Annotated in this window: 17 protein-coding genes; 10 read left to right on the forward strand and 7 right to left on the reverse strand. The window is 45.2% G+C overall.

Annotated elements, in window-relative coordinates; translation table 11 throughout:
• The first annotated feature begins 34 nt into the window (after positions 1–34).
• Positions 35–1,711, forward strand: coding sequence for a glutamine--tRNA ligase/YqeY domain fusion protein (locus tag D6855_RS07430; RefSeq protein ID WP_120739589.1), 1,677 nt, complete (start codon positions 35–37; stop codon positions 1,709–1,711).
• 20 nt (positions 1,712–1,731) lie between these two features.
• Positions 1,732–2,577: a DUF2225 domain-containing protein gene (locus D6855_RS07435; RefSeq protein ID WP_120739591.1), complete on the forward strand. Its 846-nt coding sequence runs from the start codon at positions 1,732–1,734 to the stop codon at positions 2,575–2,577.
• 44 nt (positions 2,578–2,621) lie between these two features.
• On the opposite strand, the gene D6855_RS07440 is transcribed toward D6855_RS07435, so the two are convergent.
• On the reverse strand, positions 2,622–2,954 hold the full coding sequence (locus D6855_RS07440) for a hypothetical protein (protein ID WP_120739592.1): 333 nt from the start codon (positions 2,952–2,954) through the stop codon (positions 2,622–2,624).
• Between the two features lie 175 nt (positions 2,955–3,129).
• Here D6855_RS07440 and D6855_RS07445 point away from each other — a divergent pair, with 175 nt between their 5' ends.
• From D6855_RS07445 to D6855_RS07475, 7 genes are all read left to right on the forward strand, one after another.
• Positions 3,130–3,732, forward strand: coding sequence for a TetR/AcrR family transcriptional regulator (locus D6855_RS07445; RefSeq protein WP_120739594.1), 603 nt, complete (start codon positions 3,130–3,132; stop codon positions 3,730–3,732).
• Positions 3,733–3,749: 17 nt separating this feature from the next.
• Positions 3,750–4,694 (forward strand): carbohydrate kinase family protein, encoded by a 945-nt coding sequence (locus D6855_RS07450; RefSeq protein ID WP_120739597.1) that lies wholly within the window; start codon positions 3,750–3,752, stop codon positions 4,692–4,694.
• Positions 4,695–4,799: 105 nt separating this feature from the next.
• Positions 4,800–6,320 carry a 4-alpha-glucanotransferase gene (gene malQ, locus D6855_RS07455; protein WP_120739599.1) on the forward strand — a complete coding sequence of 507 codons (1,521 nt, stop codon included), beginning with the start codon at positions 4,800–4,802 and terminating at the stop codon, positions 6,318–6,320.
• Positions 6,321–6,363: 43 nt separating this feature from the next.
• Positions 6,364–7,395 (forward strand): LacI family DNA-binding transcriptional regulator, encoded by a 1,032-nt coding sequence (locus D6855_RS07460; protein WP_120739601.1) that lies wholly within the window; start codon positions 6,364–6,366, stop codon positions 7,393–7,395.
• Positions 7,392–7,622 carry a hypothetical protein gene (locus D6855_RS07465; RefSeq protein WP_120739603.1) on the forward strand — a complete coding sequence of 77 codons (231 nt, stop codon included), beginning with the start codon at positions 7,392–7,394 and terminating at the stop codon, positions 7,620–7,622. Before D6855_RS07460 ends, D6855_RS07465 begins: the two co-directional genes overlap by 4 nt.
• Positions 7,619–8,401: a mechanosensitive ion channel family protein gene (locus D6855_RS07470; RefSeq protein ID WP_120739605.1), complete on the forward strand. Its 783-nt coding sequence runs from the start codon at positions 7,619–7,621 to the stop codon at positions 8,399–8,401. The genes D6855_RS07465 and D6855_RS07470 overlap by 4 nt, the downstream gene beginning before the upstream one ends.
• 21 nt (positions 8,402–8,422) lie before the next feature.
• Positions 8,423–9,034 (forward strand): thymidine kinase, encoded by a 612-nt coding sequence (locus D6855_RS07475; RefSeq protein WP_120739607.1) that lies wholly within the window; start codon positions 8,423–8,425, stop codon positions 9,032–9,034.
• A 58-nt stretch (positions 9,035–9,092) separates the two neighbouring features.
• Here D6855_RS07475 and D6855_RS07480 read toward each other — a convergent pair whose 3' ends face one another.
• Genes D6855_RS07480 through D6855_RS07495 form a run of 4 tightly spaced genes read right to left on the reverse strand, consistent with a single transcriptional unit; the run spans position 9,093 to position 14,199 of the window.
• Positions 9,093–10,760: a PP2C family protein-serine/threonine phosphatase gene (locus D6855_RS07480; RefSeq protein WP_120739609.1), complete on the reverse strand. Its 1,668-nt coding sequence runs from the start codon at positions 10,758–10,760 to the stop codon at positions 9,093–9,095.
• On the reverse strand, positions 10,757–12,514 hold the full coding sequence (locus D6855_RS07485) for an MATE family efflux transporter (protein ID WP_120739611.1): 1,758 nt from the start codon (positions 12,512–12,514) through the stop codon (positions 10,757–10,759). The genes D6855_RS07480 and D6855_RS07485 overlap by 4 nt, the downstream gene beginning before the upstream one ends.
• On the reverse strand, positions 12,511–13,383 hold the full coding sequence (locus tag D6855_RS07490; protein WP_120739613.1) for a phosphatidylglycerol lysyltransferase domain-containing protein: 873 nt from the start codon (positions 13,381–13,383) through the stop codon (positions 12,511–12,513). The genes D6855_RS07485 and D6855_RS07490 overlap by 4 nt, the downstream gene beginning before the upstream one ends.
• Positions 13,384–13,386: 3 nt before the next feature.
• A complete protein-coding gene (locus D6855_RS07495) occupies positions 13,387–14,199 on the reverse strand; it encodes a formyltransferase family protein (RefSeq protein WP_120739615.1) in 813 nt (270 codons plus the stop codon).
• A gap of 183 nt (positions 14,200–14,382) precedes the next feature.
• Here D6855_RS07495 and D6855_RS07500 point away from each other — a divergent pair, with 183 nt between their 5' ends.
• On the forward strand, positions 14,383–15,435 hold the full coding sequence (locus D6855_RS07500; RefSeq protein WP_147368130.1) for a hypothetical protein: 1,053 nt from the start codon (positions 14,383–14,385) through the stop codon (positions 15,433–15,435).
• A 13-nt stretch (positions 15,436–15,448) separates the two neighbouring features.
• Here the strand turns inward: D6855_RS07500 and D6855_RS07505 are convergent, their stop codons facing one another.
• Together D6855_RS07505 and glnA are read right to left on the reverse strand one after the other, a co-directional pair.
• A complete protein-coding gene (locus D6855_RS07505; protein WP_120739619.1) occupies positions 15,449–15,997 on the reverse strand; it encodes an ANTAR domain-containing response regulator in 549 nt (182 codons plus the stop codon).
• Positions 15,998–16,037: 40 nt separating this feature from the next.
• The gene (gene glnA / locus D6855_RS07510; RefSeq protein ID WP_120739621.1) at positions 16,038–17,369 is read right to left on the reverse strand and encodes a type I glutamate--ammonia ligase; all 1,332 of its coding nucleotides are present in this window, start codon (positions 17,367–17,369) and stop codon (positions 16,038–16,040) included.
• Positions 17,370–17,452: the final 83 nt, after the last annotated feature.

The following is a 17,452-nucleotide window of genomic DNA, read 5'->3' on the forward strand; positions in this document are numbered from 1 at the left end:
ATTTAAATTTATAGAAAGTTGGTTTTATTTAGAAATGGCAGAAGAAATTACAAATCCTAACGGAAGACATTTTATTGAGCGTGAGATCGATAAAGATCTGGCAGAGGGAGTTTACGACCATGTCCAGACCAGATTCCCACCTGAACCTAATGGCTTCCTTCATATAGGTCACGCCAAGAGCATACTTCTTAACTATGGAATGGCCAAGGAGTATAACGGCAAGTTCAACATGAGATTTGACGATACCAATCCTACCAAGGAAAAGTCAGAATTCATGGACGCTATCATCGAGGATGTTAAGTGGCTTGGCGCGGATTACGAGGACAGACTTTTTTATGCATCAGATTACTTCGATGAGATGTATGAGGATGCTGTTAAGCTTATTAAAAAGGGCAAGGCTTATGTTTCAACTCTTACTGCAGAGCAGATGAAGGAGTACAGAGGAACACTTACAGAGCCTGGCAAGAACGATCCTGACAGAGACAGAAGCGTAGAAGAGAACCTGCGCCTGTTTGAAGAGATGAAGAGTGGCAAGGTAGAGGATGGAGCAATGACTCTGCGTGCCAAGATCGATATGGCTTCACCTAACATCAACATGAGAGATCCTATCATCTATCGTGTTGCACATATGACACATGCAAGAACAGGCGATAAGTGGTGCATCTATCCAATGTACGACTTCGCTCATCCTATCGAGGACGCCATTGAGGGCATCACACATTCCCTCTGCACACTTGAGTTTGAAGACCACAGACCTCTTTACGACTGGGTCAAGAACGAGTGCGAGTACCAGAATCCTCCTCGTCAGATCGAGTTCGCCAAGATGTATCTCAACAACGTGGTAACAGGTAAGAGATATATCAAGAAGCTGGTTGAGGACGGAATCGTAGACGGATGGGATGATCCAAGACTTGTAACTATCGCGTCTCTTCGCAGAAGAGGCTTTACACCTGAGTCCATCAAGATGTTTGTAGACATGTGCGGTATCAGTAAGGCACAGGCTACAGCAGAGTACGCAATGCTTGAGTACTGCATCAGAGAGGACTTAAAGCTCAAGGTGCCAAGAATGATGGCAATCCTTGATCCTGTCAAGCTTATCATCGACAACTATCCAGAGGGCGAGACAGAGTACCTTGATATCGAAAACAACAAGGAAGTTCCTGAGATGGGTTCACGTAAGATCCCATTCGGAAAAGAGCTTTATATCGAACGCGAAGACTTCATGGAGGAGCCTCCTAAGAAGTACTTCCGTCTCTTCCCAGGCAATGAAGTAAGACTTATGAACGCTTACTTTGTAACCTGCAACAGCTTTGTTAAGGATGAGAACGGTGTTGTTACAGAGATCCACTGCACATACGATCCTGAGACCAAGGGCGGAGACAGCCCAGATGGCCGCAAGGTCAAGGGTACTATCCACTGGGTAGCAGCACAGGATGCTCTTACAGCAGAGGTAAGACTTTACGAGAACGTAATTGATGAGGAGAAGGGTGTTTACAACGAGGACGGTTCACTTAACCTCAACCCTAATTCCATCACTGTTATAAAGAACGCCAAGCTTGAGCCACAGCTCAAGGATGCCAAAGTTTACGACAGATTCCAGTTCGTAAGAAACGGATTCTTCTGCGTAGACAGCAAGGACTCCAAGGAAGGCGCTCCAGTATTTAACAGAATTGTTTCACTTAAGAGTTCATTCGTTTTACCTAAAAACTAATTTTTAAGAGAGGTACAGTCATGGCGGGTATTTTTTCTGGATTCGATAAGCTGGGACTTGGAAATCTCGGTAAAGAAGAGCTTTTTGAAGATCCCAAGAAAAAAGTAGTTGAAGTAAAAAAGGATAGTCAGCCTAAGAAACTGCAGCTGGTGAACGAAGAGGATTACCTCTTTGACAAAAAGTACAAATGCCCAGTGTGCGAGTCTGACTTCGAGGCAAAGACTGTAAGAACTGGTAAGGTAAGGATGAAGAACGTAGATATCGATCTGCGTCCTGATTACGACGAGCTTGACCAGAACAAATATGATGTTATTGCCTGCCCAGCCTGCGGATATGCTGCTCTTGGAAGATACTTCCCAACTCTTAACAAGTATCAGATCGATGACATCAGAGTTAAGATCTGTATGAACTACAAGCATGAGCCCAACAGAGAGCCTGTATATTCCTATGAGTATGCAAGACGTCTCTATCAGCTGGCTCTTGCCAATGCAGTTGTTAAAAAGGCCAAGAACAGTGAGAAGGCCTACATCTGTATGAAGACTGCATGGGTCATCAGAGGTGAGACCCAGAGACTTGATCCTGATGAAGAGGGATATGAGGCTAAGAAGAAAGAGAACGATGCTCAGGAAAAAGAGCTTTTAGAGAACGCATTAAATGGATTCATCATGGCAAGACAGTCTGAAGAATTCCCAATCGCCGGAATGGATTCAACAACTCTTGATTACCTCATTGCAGCTCTTGCTGTTGAGACAGGTCAGAGAGAGATTGCAAGCAAGATGATCAGTGACATCCTTGTTTCCAGAACAGCTAATAGCCGTATAAAGGACAAAGCACGTTTCTTAAAGGAAATGCTTGCAGAAGGATAAAAAATAAGGCCCTTACATTACGTAAGGGCCTTTAATTATGCTTATTACTTGTCTTCGTCGTCGAAGAACTCTTCCTCTTCGGAATCTGCGGTGTCCTCGTCAAGAGGCTCGTCTTTACTGTCTTCACTTTCCTCGTCCTCAGCTGGAGCTGATTCTGAATCTGAGGAACCAGTGATATCTACGTATTTACGTGAACCAAATTTGGTATCAACATCGTCATCATCGTCGAAGTCATCGAAATCATCGAAGTCATCGTCGTCGAAGCTATCAGCTATCTCCTCTTCTCTCTTGCTGAGATAATAATATGCACCTGCTGCAGCAGCGCCAACAGCGGCACAGAATAAAACAAATTTTCCAAATGCATTATTCTTGGACATAGTAACCTCCTAAATTAAACGACTACATTGATTTTAATACAATTAGCGCGCAATTTAAAGACCTGAGTATTAAAATTTGATAAAAGAACGTAAAATCGTTTGAAGTGCCATAATTTAAATGCTAAACTTAATTTAGACCGACGTGGTCAATAATCCCCATGAATTGAGGACTTACATGAACGAGAGATTTTTTGAGCTGAAAAAAGAAAAGCAGGACAGAATGATAAATGCCGCACTAAAGGTCTTTTCCCAGTACGGCTATCGCCATGCAAGTACCGATGAGATCATCAGGGGAGCGGAGATCAGTAAGGGCCTTCTGTTCCACTATTTTGAGAGCAAGATAGGTCTTTATAATTTTTTGTACGATTATGCCACCAAGTTCGTTACCCTTGAACTCACTACCCACGTGGAACCCAGTGAGGACGGCTTTTTTGAGTTATATAAGCAGATCTTAAATTCCAAGATAGACTCCATGTATCGTTATCCCTACATTTTCCAGTTCCTTGACAAGGCAGATGAGGAGACAGACGAGGAGGCCCTTAGGGAGATAGAAGAGAGGCGCGATAAGTATCACAGGCTTATGGATGCTCTTAAGGAGAGAGCAGACATCACAGTCTTTTCTGCAGGAACTGACTATGAGAAGGTGTGGAATCTTTTGGATTTCACTACTCAGGGTCTTATGCTAAAGGCTGTAAGAAGTGACAATTTCAGGGCAGATTTCCTTTTGGAAGAGGCTACTGAATATGTGGATATGGTAAGCAATATGACTTTAAAATAAAGCAAAAGGAGGACCTTATGAGTAAGTTCCTAGTAGCAGGTGTAACACAGATTGAAACTATCGTAAGAGTTGATAAGATTCCTGTAAGCTATGCTCCTCTTACCAGTGCCAATGACTCCATCTTTACAGCCATGGGCGGAGATGCTTACAACGAGTCCCTTGCGCTTAAGTGGCTTGGAGACGATGTGTGCTTCATGTCCATTGTGGGCAGGAATCAGGATCTTGGAATGATCAATCCCCCGGACCGCAAGATCACTCTTTCAACTGAATACATAATACCTCAGATGAATGAAACTCCTACTGAGGTTGTCCTTTATGACAAAGACAGAAAGCAGCAGATCTTTGAGGATATCAAGGACCTTCGTGACAATGTTTATGACATGTCCATGGTTCCTCCTATTGTTCAGGACAGCGATATGCTGGTTCTTGCAAATGCGAATTTCTGCCGTCCTTTTGCAAAGGCAGCAGCTGAGTATGGCAAGCCAATAGCAGTAAATATCAGAAACTATAAGCCTGAAAAAGAAAAATATAACACCGACTTCCTTGAGCCAGCCAAGGTTCTTTATTTCTCAGATGATACTCTGGCAGAAGATCCATACGACTTCATCAAGAGAATGTCAGATACCTACGGAACTGAGATCATCATTCTTGGACAGGGAAGTGAAGGTCTTATCCTCTTTGATAAGACTCAGGACCTTCGTGTTCACTACAAGACAGTTAAGACCAATGAGGTTGTTAATACAATCGGTGCTGGTAATGCGCTCTTTGCCTGCTTCCTCCACTACTATATGGAGACAGGAGACAGCGTAAATGCCATCAAGAATGCCCTGCTGTTTGCTTCCTACAAGATCGGATACATGGGAACATCAAACGGATTCATGACAACTGAACAGCTGGAGCAGTGGAGAAACCTTATCTGGGGAATCAAAAAGAGTGCTTTTGAAGAACATTCCCAGGGATAATTTTTCTTGAAAAATACTACGAAAATGTGGTAAAGTAGAACTACGGAAACGTTACCGGTAACGGCTAAAATTTCCGTAGTTTTTTCTTGAAAAGGAGCGATGAATATGGCAAATACAGAGAAAAAATCTACCAGGAAATGTGGAGTTTTACTTCCTATCTTTTCACTTTCATCTGAGTATGGAATAGGTACTTTTTCAAAGGAGGCCTATGACTTTGTGGACTTTTTGGAAAAATCCGGACAGAGCTACTGGCAGCTGCTCCCATTGGGACCAACCAGCTACGGTGATTCCCCATATCAGTCATTTTCAACCTTTGCAGGCAATCCATATTTCATCGATATCAAGACTCTTATAGATGAGGGGCTTCTTACCAGGAAGGACGCTGATAAATATGACTTTGGCGGAAGCGAGGAGTACATCGACTACGAGAAGATGTACCGCTCAAGATTCCTTCTTCTTAAGACTGCTTACGACAACTTCAATAAAAAGGCTAAGTCCTTTGCAGATATGGCCAGGAAGTTCGAGACTTTTAAAAAGAGCCGCGACAACTTCTGGCTTGCAGACTATTCTCTTTTCATGGCTCTTAAGAATGAGAGCGGTGGAAGAAGCTGGAATACCTGGGAAGAGGGTGTAAGGCTTCGTAAACCTGCAGCCATCAAGGCAGCAAAAGAGAAATTCAAAGAGGAAATTGATTTTTACAGTTTCCTTCAGTTTTTGTTTGCACAGCAGTGGAGTAAGCTCAAGGCCTATGCTAACAAGAAGGGCATAGATATCATCGGTGATATTCCTATCTACGTAGCCTTTGACAGCGCAGATACATGGGCTAATCCTGAGCTGTTCCAGCTTGATAAGAACAACGATCCTATAGATGTTGCCGGATGCCCACCAGATGCCTTCAGTGCAACAGGTCAGCTCTGGGGCAATCCTCTCTACAAGTGGGATTACCATGAGAAGACTGGCTATAAGTGGTGGATGCAGCGTATCAAGCACTGCTACAAGATCTACGACGTTGTCAGGATCGACCACTTCAGAGGCTTTGATGAGTACTATGCAATTCCTTATGGCAATCCAACAGCTGAGAAGGGCAAGTGGAAGAAGGGCCCTGGCTACAAGCTCTTTGATACCATGAAGAAGGAACTTGGGGAAAAGAGAGTCATCGCTGAGGACCTTGGATTCCTTACAGAGTCTGTTATTAAGCTTGTTAAAAAGACTGGTTATCCAGGAATGAAGATACTGCAGTTCGCCTTTGATTCAAGGGAGGAGAGTGACTACCTTCCACATAATTACACCAAGAACTGCATCGTTTATACAGGAACTCACGACAACGACACCACCAGAAACTGGTTTGATACCCTTCCTAAGGCAGATAAGAAGTACTGCAAGGAATACCTTGGTATCAAGAAGGCTTCTGATGCAGTATGGGCAGTGATCAGATCAGCATTTGCAAGCGTGTCAGATACTGTTATAATTCCTATGCAGGATTACCTTGAGCTTCCAGGATATGCAAGGATCAACACTCCTTCAACCCTTGGCGGCAACTGGGTATGGCGTATGAAGAAGGACGCTCTCACAGATGAACTTGCGGTTAAGATGAAGGACTTTGCAAGGATCTACAGGCGTCTGTAAGCTCTTTTGACAGAACAAATATTATGTATATTGGCAGGAAGAAATGGCAGAGATTACTATAGTTGAAATAGCCAAGAGATGCGGTGTTGGCGTCAGCACAGTTTCAAGGGCTATTAATAACCACTCGGATATCAATCCCGAGACCAAAAAGAGAATAATGGCTGTTATCAAGGAGACTGGCTATATTCCCAATAACAGCGCAAGGAACTTAAAGAGAACAGATGCCAAGTGCATTGCTGTGCTGGTTAAGGGTATTACAAACCCCTTCTTTGCTCCCATGATCGAGGTAGTTGAGCAGGAAGTGGACAAGAGGGGCTATGCCCTGGTGCTTCGTCACGTAGAGGCCTACGAGAACGAGGTGGATGTTGCTCTTGAGCTTGAGAAGGAAAAGAGACTTCGCGGTATCATCTTTATGGGTGGTAGTGCCAAGCATCCTGCGGACAAGATGAAGCAGATCGGAGTGCCTGTTGTATTTGCAACTATCGGCTCTGACATCTCTGATGACCTTAATAAAAACGCTTATTCCACAGTGTCTGTGGACGATGAAAATGAGAGCTTTAAGATGGTTGAGCATCTCATTAAGATGGGCCACAGGAAGATAGCTATCATGACTGAGGGAAGTGATACTCCATCAGTCGTTCAGCTTCGTTTAAAGGGATATATCAAGGCTCTTAAGGCCAATGATATCAAGGTGGACGAGAAGCTTATCAGATACGTTGATAAGAGGATCTACACCATGGCAAACGGCTATGATACAGCCAAGGCACTTATTGATTCCGGTGAGAAGTTCACAGCTCTTTACTGTATTTCTGACGTACTGGCTATCGGTGCACTTCGCGCCTTTGCAGATGCAGGCATTAGGGTTCCAGAGGATGTGAGCGTTGCTGGATATGACGGACAGGAGCTTTCACAGTTCTGTATTCCAAGACTTACAACAATCAGACAGCCTCTTGTTGATATTTCGAAAGAAACCATAAGGCTTATCTTCGATATTATTGACAAAGAGAGTGGTCATAGGCATATAATATTTCCTGGTGAACTAATTGAAGGAGAATCTACCAGGAAGATAAAATGAGCGAAAAGATTTTTGAATACGAAGGCTATACAGGGACAGTTAATTACGACAAGAAAGCTGACTACTACACAGGTGAAGTGACTATCGACGGTAGGATCTACACCTATGAAGGAGATTCTCTTGAGGAACTTAGGGAGGACTTTGAGGACATCATCGATTCCGTCATCGCTTTTGATGAGATGGGAGATGAGGACGACGAGGACTTTGAAGGGGAAGAGGATCTATGAAAGACGCACTGGACATTTTTCTTAAGTATGTGCTGCCCTTTATAGCGGCATATCTTATCAATATAGTGATGAACAAGTTCCTGAGTAAGGAGTTACTCAGGGGCAAGATTCATCTTATTTTTTTGAAAGGAATTATCCTGGCAGTTATCTGGGCTGCCGCAGCTCTCACTGCTCTTAGCGGAATTCCTGCCTTTGAAAAAACATGGGAGACAGCGATCGCATCATCTGGAATCGCTGCTGTGGTTCTGGGTCTTGCTGCCCAGTCAACCCTTGCAAATGTGTTTGCAGGAATAGCTCTTTCTGCCAGCCATTCAAGGCCCTTTGATATTGGGGACAGGATCAAGATCGACAGCTATGACCCTGGTTTTGTTGAGAACATAACCCTTCGTCACACTGTGATCAAGACCTACCAGAACGAGATCATCTATATTCCCAACTCTGTAGTTGGGTCTTCAACGATAGTCAATTATACTCAGGAAGATTCTTTTTCCTATCCAATTAGAGTATCAGTAGCCTATGGAACAGATATGGACAAGGCGATGAATGTTATGAGCAGTGCCATCTATACTCATCCCAAGCACTACGGCGCAAGACCTGTTGTTCTTTGCAAGAGCTGCGATGACAGCGGAGTTACACTTCAGGCTCTGGTTGAGACCAAGGACTTTAAGGACAATCCAAGAGCATGCTCTGAGTGCCTTGTGGAGATCATGAAGAGATTTAAGGAAGAAGGCATTGAGATTCCATACAACAAGCTGGTACTATTAAAAGGCGAAGAGTAAAAATATATTTGGGGGATTATTATGGGTAAGCTTTATTTCAGGTATGGAGCGATGGGGAGCTCCAAGACAGCCAATGCACTTATGGTTAGGTACAACTACCTTGAGAAGGGCCAGAACTGCATTCTTTTAAAGCCAAAGACCGAGGACAGAGATGGCAAGATGGTGGTAAGATCCAGAATGGGTCTTGAGGCTGAGTGCATCTTTGTTGAGGACTTTCTGGATGAGGTAGTTAACGAGTGGTTCACCAAAAAGAGCACAGCATGGAAAAAGCTGGACTGCGTGCTGGTGGACGAGGCACAGTTCCTTACTGAGGAGCAGGTAGATCTTTTGGCAGAAGTAGTTGATAAGTACGACCTTCCTGTTATCTGCTACGGCCTTAGGACTGATTTTACAAGCCACTTATTCACAGGCTCCAAGCGTCTTATGGAGATCGCCAACTACATTGAAGAGGTTCCGACTGTCTGCTGGTGCGGACGAAGAGCTCACTTCAACGCAAGGGTATCTAATGGCAAGATCGTAAGAGACGGCGAGCAGATCATGATGGGCGGCAACGAGTCTTACGTATCTGTATGTCGCAGGCACTTCCTTTCCGGAGAAGTTGATGGAAAGAGAGAAAGAGACATTCAGGAATAAAGAGCAAAATAAAAGGCGGACCGGATTTTGATTCCGGACCGCCTTATTTTTATGTGTATCAGTTGTACTTAAAGCACAGCATTGTGATGTCGTCGAACTGAGGAGCTTCTCCAACGAAGAAGTCGATGGACTCTTTGACGTTCTTGCAGATTTCTTCCGGGTGGGCATCCGGCTTTTCGTTGAGGGCTGCCAGGAGTCTGTCGTTGCCAAAGAGGATGTTGTGGGCATCTGTGGCCTCTGTAACACCGTCGGTGTAGCAGAAAAGTGTATCGCCGTGATGGAGCTCAAATTCGTGCTCTTTAAACTTGATGCCTTCCATGGTAGCAACAGCAACGGAGTGCTTGTAGATAGAAAGCTCGAACTCACCGTTTGCTCTTCTGATGGCCGGGTGCTCGTGACCTGCGTTTGCAGCAAGGCCCTTACCGGTCTTAACATCAAGGATTGCAAACCATACTGTTACAAAGAGCTCAGCGTCGTTACCTTCGCACAGCTGATCGTTGGCGTATGCAAGAACTTCTGCCGGGGTTCCGCCCATCATAGCGCGGTTCTTGATGAGAGTCTTTGCAATGACCATGAACAGGGCAGCAGGAACACCCTTTCCTGAAACGTCAGCTACAACAAGACCAAGGTGGTCTTCGTCAATGATAAAGAAATCGTAGAAGTCGCCTCCAACTTCCTTAGCCGGGTCCATGGATGCGTAGAGTTCGTACTCTTTTTTATCTGTAAATGTAGGGAAGATCCTTGGGAGCATATCCATCTGGATCTGAGTTGCTACGTTAAGCTCTGCGCCGATTCTCTCTTTTTCCGCAGTGACTTCTGTCAAATTGGCGATGTAGTCCTTGATGTCTCCCTCCATTTTCTTCATGGCGTCGGAGAGATTCTCAATCTCGTCACCGGTGGTGATCTGAAGTTCTGAGAAGGCGTTTCCATTGTCTTCCTGGATGTAGCTTGTTGCTGCGTCTGAAAGCTTGTTGATAGGATTAACAACGGCTTTTGTGATGGCCAGGATGTAGATTATTGTAAGGATAAGAGCTATTGCCAGGGTAATGATAACCAGCATAATGGTGAATCCCTGGCTCTCTGCCTTGATGACGTTCATGGAGATGTCAGCGCATCCAAAAGCTGCTACCTGACCGTTGCTGTCATATATTGGATATCCTGCAGAAACCAGCCATCCATACTCCGGGGTGTTTGTGATATAAGCAGGAAAGCCTATGGTAGGGTCATCAATGACTCCATAGTTGACTTCATAGAGGGGATCAAAGTCGCCAGGATCATTAGCTACAGCAGATCCGTCTGCAACATAGAGAGTTATCTTGTCCTTTGGATAAGCATAGAGGATATAGACTGATTCTACGTCGTTGGCTCCGGCCAGCTTTTGCATCTTAAGGACTTCTTCCTGATATTCAGGTGTCTCTTTTAAATGCTGGAAGTTTGCAATGTACTTTTCATGGGCTGGAGTTCCCATGCCATCACTTCCGACCTTTTCATCCTGAGCCTCGTAGATCTCAACAATCTGATCCCTAAGGTCCCTTACGTGGTCTCCGTCGAGGGTAACAGCTACAGTATGTGCCATATCTGTAACCTTGTTCTCATACTCAGAGTCGATTATTGCAGTGGTGACCCTTGAAGTGACAGTTACCAATATTGCACCAAGGAGGACCACCATAAGGATGATTCCTATAACACTTTTTAGTCCCAGGGACATCTTTCTTGTTTTTCTCATATTTTCACCACCATTGTATTAAATCCTTGATATCTTCTATAGTAAAAAGATTTTGCTTTTTTCTTTATTACTTCCATTCCAAGGGCGTTGAAGTCGCTGTCTGAATCTGCGTCCATATCGCCGACATTTTTACCGCTCATATCAAAAGGATTGAAGGTTACTGCATTATCTCTTATGTGCATTGAGAAACCTTTTTCTCCGTGGTTTACAAGGGTCAGCTGGATACGTCCGTTATTACCGTTCATCTTGGCAAATCCGTTGTTGATGATTGCCGAACAGACTTCTTCGATGGTCATCTGAACGTAGTACATCTGCTTGGGATTGGCTTCCCATTTCTCAAGGAATGCCTCAACCTCAGGAAGCACGGCTGCTATGTCATCGGATTTACCCTGAAGGGTAGTGGTATAGACCTTGTCGGAATCTATGCGCTTTGTCTTTTGCATAAAGAACTTCACATAGAAGCTTGCGATGATAAAGCTTACGACCTCTGTAATAGCGTAGGTGTACCAGAATGCATACTTGCCAAAGTGGATCATCAGAAGCATTACAGGTACCAGAACGAAAAATCCTCGAAGGGTAGCTATCACAAAGGCTGGAAGAGGAATCTCTCTTGCGGTGAAAGCGTTTGACATAAGGATGTTAAAGCCTGCAAACAGTATGCAGAGACCAAAGGCCCGCAGGGCGTGGACTCCATATGATACAGCGTAGGAATCCTTTATTCCAAACAGCCCCAGTATCTGCTCTGCGAAGACTATGATAAAGCTCATAAGCACCACAGAGGTGATTATTCCGACATTTCTTGTAAGTACCTGGGCGTCATCGCTTTCCTTGTAATTGCACTCAGCCTCGTAGGTACTAAGGATTGGCTGTGATGCCTGGCTTATCGCACCGAATACGTAGCCCATGAGATAGGACAGAGACTGAACAATCTCAAATATAGCTACGCCGACCTCTCCAGCCAGCTTAAACAGTGCATTGTTTCCAATCCAGATGAATACAAAGGTATATATGTAAGTGATACAGGATGAAAATCCTGTCTTGTAGCATTTGAAAACGTCGCCAAATCTGGGATGAGCAGGGAAGAGTTTAAGATGTGACTGCCTTCCGTAGATGAAGTACAGCTCAACTCCACTGGTGATCATAAGACCGATGAGTGTCGCCATGGCGGCGCCCATAACTCCCAGTCCGCAGAACAGAACAAGAATGATGTTCAGAGAGAAGTCGCAGGTGTTACCAACCTGGGAGGATATTGAAGATTCCTTGTAGAGGTCATCATTTCTCATGTAGTAGCCAACAGTGTAGCCAAAGAAGAAAAATGGTGCTGCTGCGAAAAGGAACCTTAGGTAAATGATGGTAGCTGTGAACAGCTTGGCGTTATTTGGGTCTGCGCCAAGGATCCTTGCGAAGAATTCCACGAAGATGTTTCCAAGTATCGCAATGGCTACGCCCATTATCAGGATGGTGACAATAACACCCTGGAAGTCGCTTATGGCTTCCTGTTCCTTACCTTTTGCCATTTTCTTGGAGTATCTTACAGCTCCTCCAAGTCCAAAGGAGTGGGCGATCACGTTGTAGATCATGAACACCGGGATGGCAAAGGCAATGGCTGCAAGTCCAATGGCTCCCATCCTGTTTCCTACAACAAGGGCATCTGCCATGTCCGCCACTGACAGCACCAGGGCTGACGAGATGGCTGGAATGTACTGCCTCATAAACATTTGCTTTGTAAATGATGATATCCTGCGTCTTATCATAGCTGCCTTCCTGTGTACATATCTATCATTGAGCACGGATGCATGTACTGCTTGGCTGTTCTAAGTCCCTGGATCCCCAGGTCCTCTTCCCAGTTGAAGAATGTAACTTCCTCTGGCTGCATCCGCGAGAACTCCTGTCTCATGTAGTACTGAAGTCCGTGGAGATAGTTGTCGGTTTTCTGCATGCAGCAGTCCACGGTGTTATCTGATAACCTGTATCCCAAAACCGCAGCGCTTGGAGCGCCGTCCATATACAGAACAATTCCCGAGATATCAAGCTCATCGAACTCATCAAGGATCAGCTCTGTGGCTGCCTTGTCCATAACATCTATGTAGTTCTCTTTACTTTTGCTCCAGGCATCGAAGATGGTCCTCACATCACCAAGAAGCGCCTTTGAAAAGAGCTTTGTCTCCATGTCATGTTCTCTGCAAAGCTGTCTGACATAATCTCTTTTTCTGGAAAAACCACCACCTGGAAGGTTCTCTATGGTATTTCGGTCGTAGATGTACTCGCTGTCATCAGGAGCAGGGTCTGTGACAAACTTCCCCGGGAAATACTGCTGCAGGAAAAAGGTATCTTCCTTGGTGACATACCTTAGGATAAGGTTTCCTTCTTTAAGTACGTCCTCTATAAAGCGCCTTTTTTCCTCATCCTCCCCAACAGGGAAGAACCAGGTGTTTTCGCCTTCATCATCGATATGGGCTGCGTACATGTTGCCAACTAAGTAGACGGACAGAGACATGTCTTTTGCCCAGATATACAGAGTCTTGTATGCATGAGCGCTGTCGCCCTTACCATAGGAGTCGTAGATACGGCTGATCTCGCTCTCCAGGGACGGTTCAATTGTCTGAGTTGTTATGTTGGGCATAATCTATATACATCTAGCCTTAGGGCTTGATATATAGCCTCCTTCTATGGAAAAGAAATTCTGGATGCCGGCAGCATCTTCCGGCTCTCCCTTGTGGGCAGTGGCTCCTATTAGCTCGTATTCCTGCCCGGTTTTGGTATCTATGTAGTAGCATTCATAGCTGTAAAAAGCGCGAAGGATAAGGTCTGCCTTTTCAAAGGAATCTGTGTCCCTTACGGTGTAGTCCTCTTTTTCTGGCATCTCCCAGTACTCTGCGATGGAGTTGTCCTGAGGTGTGGCGTTGTCCCAGAGGTTGTCAAAGTCTGAAACCAGCTGGCGGACCATGGCTGGGATAAGGGTGTTCTGGCGTTCTGTAAGGGTTATAAGGTTGTCCGTGTCGGGGTAGACAGGAATCTTTTCCCGAAGGATAATGTCCCCTTCATCCAGGCCCTTAGTCATGCGGTGCATGGTGATCCCGCTCTCTGTAAGTCCCTTTATTATGGTAAGTGGCATTGGCCATGCGCCTCTTCCAAGGGGAAGATAGGCCGGGTGGGTGTTTACGATGCGAAGCTCCTCTATAACAGGGATCACGTGGTAATACCCTCCAACAAGCACAAAATCACAGCCCATAGCAACAAGGTCGTACAGATCGTCCTGTGTTATGCGCTCCATCTGAATCGGGATATTGTGCTCTTTGGCAAAAGAGACTGTCTTTGTGTTGAACTCAGTAATATTATCGGTTTTACATGTAAAAACCTTTATTATCTCGCATCCTGTGTCATAAAGACTTGTGAGCACGGGATACAGGATATCAATACCTACGCAGGCTGCCTTCATATTATTCAATCCATTCTCGCGGCGGCGTAATTTACTTACTCATATTCCGTCTATTCTATTCTCTCATACATTTGGTAATTATGTGGATAAAATTTATATTAAAAAATGTCGATATATTTTATACAGCTATGGAAAGCATGGAACTTCAAGGATGAGTAATCTCTTTCATCAAAAGGAGGAACCATGAAAATTGCACAAAGTACCGTAAACCTGGCTTCGGGTCACCACTACCAGGAGGAACTAAACGTGACCATGAGAAGCCAAACCGTGACAAGGAGTGCTTTCCTTGAAAGCCTTCAGACTCAGGAAAAGAAGATGGATCAGCTGGAGCTTACTGATGTAAGCACAGACGGTGAGCCCATCGGAAGTGACAGCTACATGTCCCTTAAACCATCAAAGTCTGAGTATCTGACGCCTCAGTCCAGCACGCTGGAGGATCAGATAATGGAACTAAGGAACATGCTGCTTGAGAGGATCTTAAGCCTTCTTCAGATCTTTGGCGGAGATTCCCAGAGCAGAGGCTATTCAAAGACCTTGTCAAACACCGCAAACATGCTGACTGACAACATGTTTGTAAAAAAGACCACTATTGAAGTCACACATGTGGAGAGCGAGGAGACCACCTTTAATGGCACTGGAACAGCTCTTACAGAGGATGGCAGAGTTATCGACTTTGGAGTCAGCTTCTCCATGTCAAGGCGCCTTTGCCAGTACGCCGGAATCGATGTGACAAGTGCTGTAAGCCTTATCGATCCGCTGGTGATAAACGTAGGTAGTGGGGTAACAAGTATCAGTGACCAGAGTTTCTTTTTCGATCTGGATGCTGATGGGACGGAAGAAAAGATCTCAAATCTGGGAGAGGGCTCGGGATTCCTTGCACTGGATCTAAACAGTGATGGGAAGATAAACGATGGCTCGGAGCTTTTTGGAACAAAGTCGGGGGACGGCTTTAAGGACTTGTCGATCTATGATGAGGATCAAAACGGATGGATCGATGAGAATGACAAGGTCTATGATCAGCTTAAGATCTGGATCAGAAATGAAGATGGGACTGACACCCTTCTTGGACTTAAGGAAGCGGACGTTGGAGCGATCCACCTTGGCAGGGCAGAAACAGAGTTTTCCAATTTTGGAAGTGATTTTGCCATGAACGCCATGATAAGATCGTCAGGCGTATTCCTAAGAGAGAGCGGAGGCGTTGGGACCGTGCAGCAGGTAGATCTGGCTGCGCTATAAGACTTGTAATGGATCAGATGTTGTTCAGTGAGATGATCATCTCGGCTGTTTCAACCATGTTGGTTCCTGAGTCCATGGCGCACCTTTGAAGATATTTATGGGCCTCAGGCTCTGACATGTGATGTCTCTCCATTAAAAGAGCTTTTGCTTTATCAATAGTCTTTTTATCAGCGTCGCTTCTGTTGAGGCGGCGCTGTTTTGCTTTCTTGCGAAGGTTCTGGACACCCTCAAGCATCAGGTTAAGAGTTGAGTACAACTCGTCGGTCTTAAGAGGAGCCTGAAGGAACATGAAGTTATCAGCATCGGTTTCTGTTGGAACGTGGGATGCTGAAGCAATAAGGAGCATTTTAAAGTAAGGTGGAAGGTCTGTAAGGAGCTCTGAATAGAGCATGTCGTTTAAGCGGTAGCCACAGATAATGACACCGCTTCCAAGGTCCTCCATGGCGGAAAGAGCCTGCATGCCTGATGAAACAGTTGACACGCTGTCGAATCCGCCACGGGAGAGTATGCTTTTGAAATTTTGCAGATCTTTTGGTTTTGCAAAAGCAATGATAATGTTCACGTAAAAATGCTCCAGGATAGTAAGAATTGTTCTTAATTCTTTAGAAGAGGTTTAAGTATCTCTTTATCTCCCACTGGGTTACGCAGGAACGGAAGTCCTGCCACTCAGCTCTTTTTGCATCCAGGAACTTGTTGTAGATGGATTCGCCAATGGTTTCTTTGATAAATGGATCTTTTTCGTAAGCAGAAATTGCTTCTCCAAGAGTTCTTGGAAGAGTCTCGAAGGTGCTGCTTCTAAGCTCATCTTCGGAGGCATGTCCAAGGTTTTCAATGAGCTCTGTGGGAGGAGTAAGTTTCTTTTCCACACCCTCGATACCTGCAGCCAGGATAAGTGCGATGGCAAGGTATGGATTGCAGGTTGCGTCAGGGTTTCTGATCTCGATCTTTGTGCCCTGTCCGCGAAGTGAAGGAACGCGGATAAGTGCGCTTCTGTTTGCAGAAGCTGAGGACCAGGTGATGTTTACTGGAGCGTCGTAACCTGGAACAAGTCTCTTGTAGGAGTTTACGATTGGGTTGGTGATAAGGGTCATGCCCTTAACGTGGCTGAGTACGCCTGCGATAAAGTACTGTGCTGTGTCTGAAAGACCGCCGTTTTCTGAAGCGAAGAGGTTCTGTCCCTTTTCGTCTTCTGCGATTATATTGATGTGCATGCCAGAGCCGCTGATGCCCTCGGTTGGCTTTGGAAGGAAGGTTGCATAAAGGCCGTGCTTTTTGGCGATGGTCTTGACTGCCATTCTGAAGGTCATGATCATGTCTGCGATGCGCTCTGCGTTCTCGGGTCTGAAGTCGATCTCGTGCTGTGCTGGAGCGATCTCATGGTGAGAAGAAGAGATATCAAAGCCCATCTCCTCCAGATTTAAGATGATGTCACGGCGAACGTTCTCGCCCTGATCTGCGGGAGCCACGTCAAAGTAACCACCGTTCTCCTTGGTCCTGGTGGTTGGCTGTCCGTCGTCGTCATAGTCGAATAAGAAGAACTCTGCCTCAGGGTTGATCTTGAAGTTAAGGCCAAGGCTCTTTGCCTTTTCAACTACTCTTTTAAGGACGTTTCTTGGATCTCCTGCAAATGGCTTTTTATCTGCAGTGTAGACGTCGCAGAACATTCTTGCTACCTTGCCTGACTGTGGGCGCCATGGATAGATCTCGAAGCTGTCGAGATCCGGGTAAAGATACATGTCGCTCTCGCCGCTCCTTACAAAGCCCTCTACTGATACGCCGTCGAACATGCACTCATTGTTCAGGGCGCTCTCAAGCTGGCTTGCAGCGATGGCGATATTTTTGGGAACGCCGAAGATGTCGCAGAACTGGAGCCTTATAAAGGCTATGTCCTCCTCTTCAACGATTCTGAAAATGTCTTCCTTAGTGTATTTCATGGTAACCTTCCTCCTCGCACAGAAAATACATTTGGATTTAATATGAATTATAAAAAGGCACCAGAAACGGCGGACAGAATATG

Origin of the sequence: Butyrivibrio sp. CB08, assembly GCF_003625485.1 — a bacterium.
Lineage (GTDB): Bacteria > Bacillota > Clostridia > Lachnospirales > Lachnospiraceae > Butyrivibrio.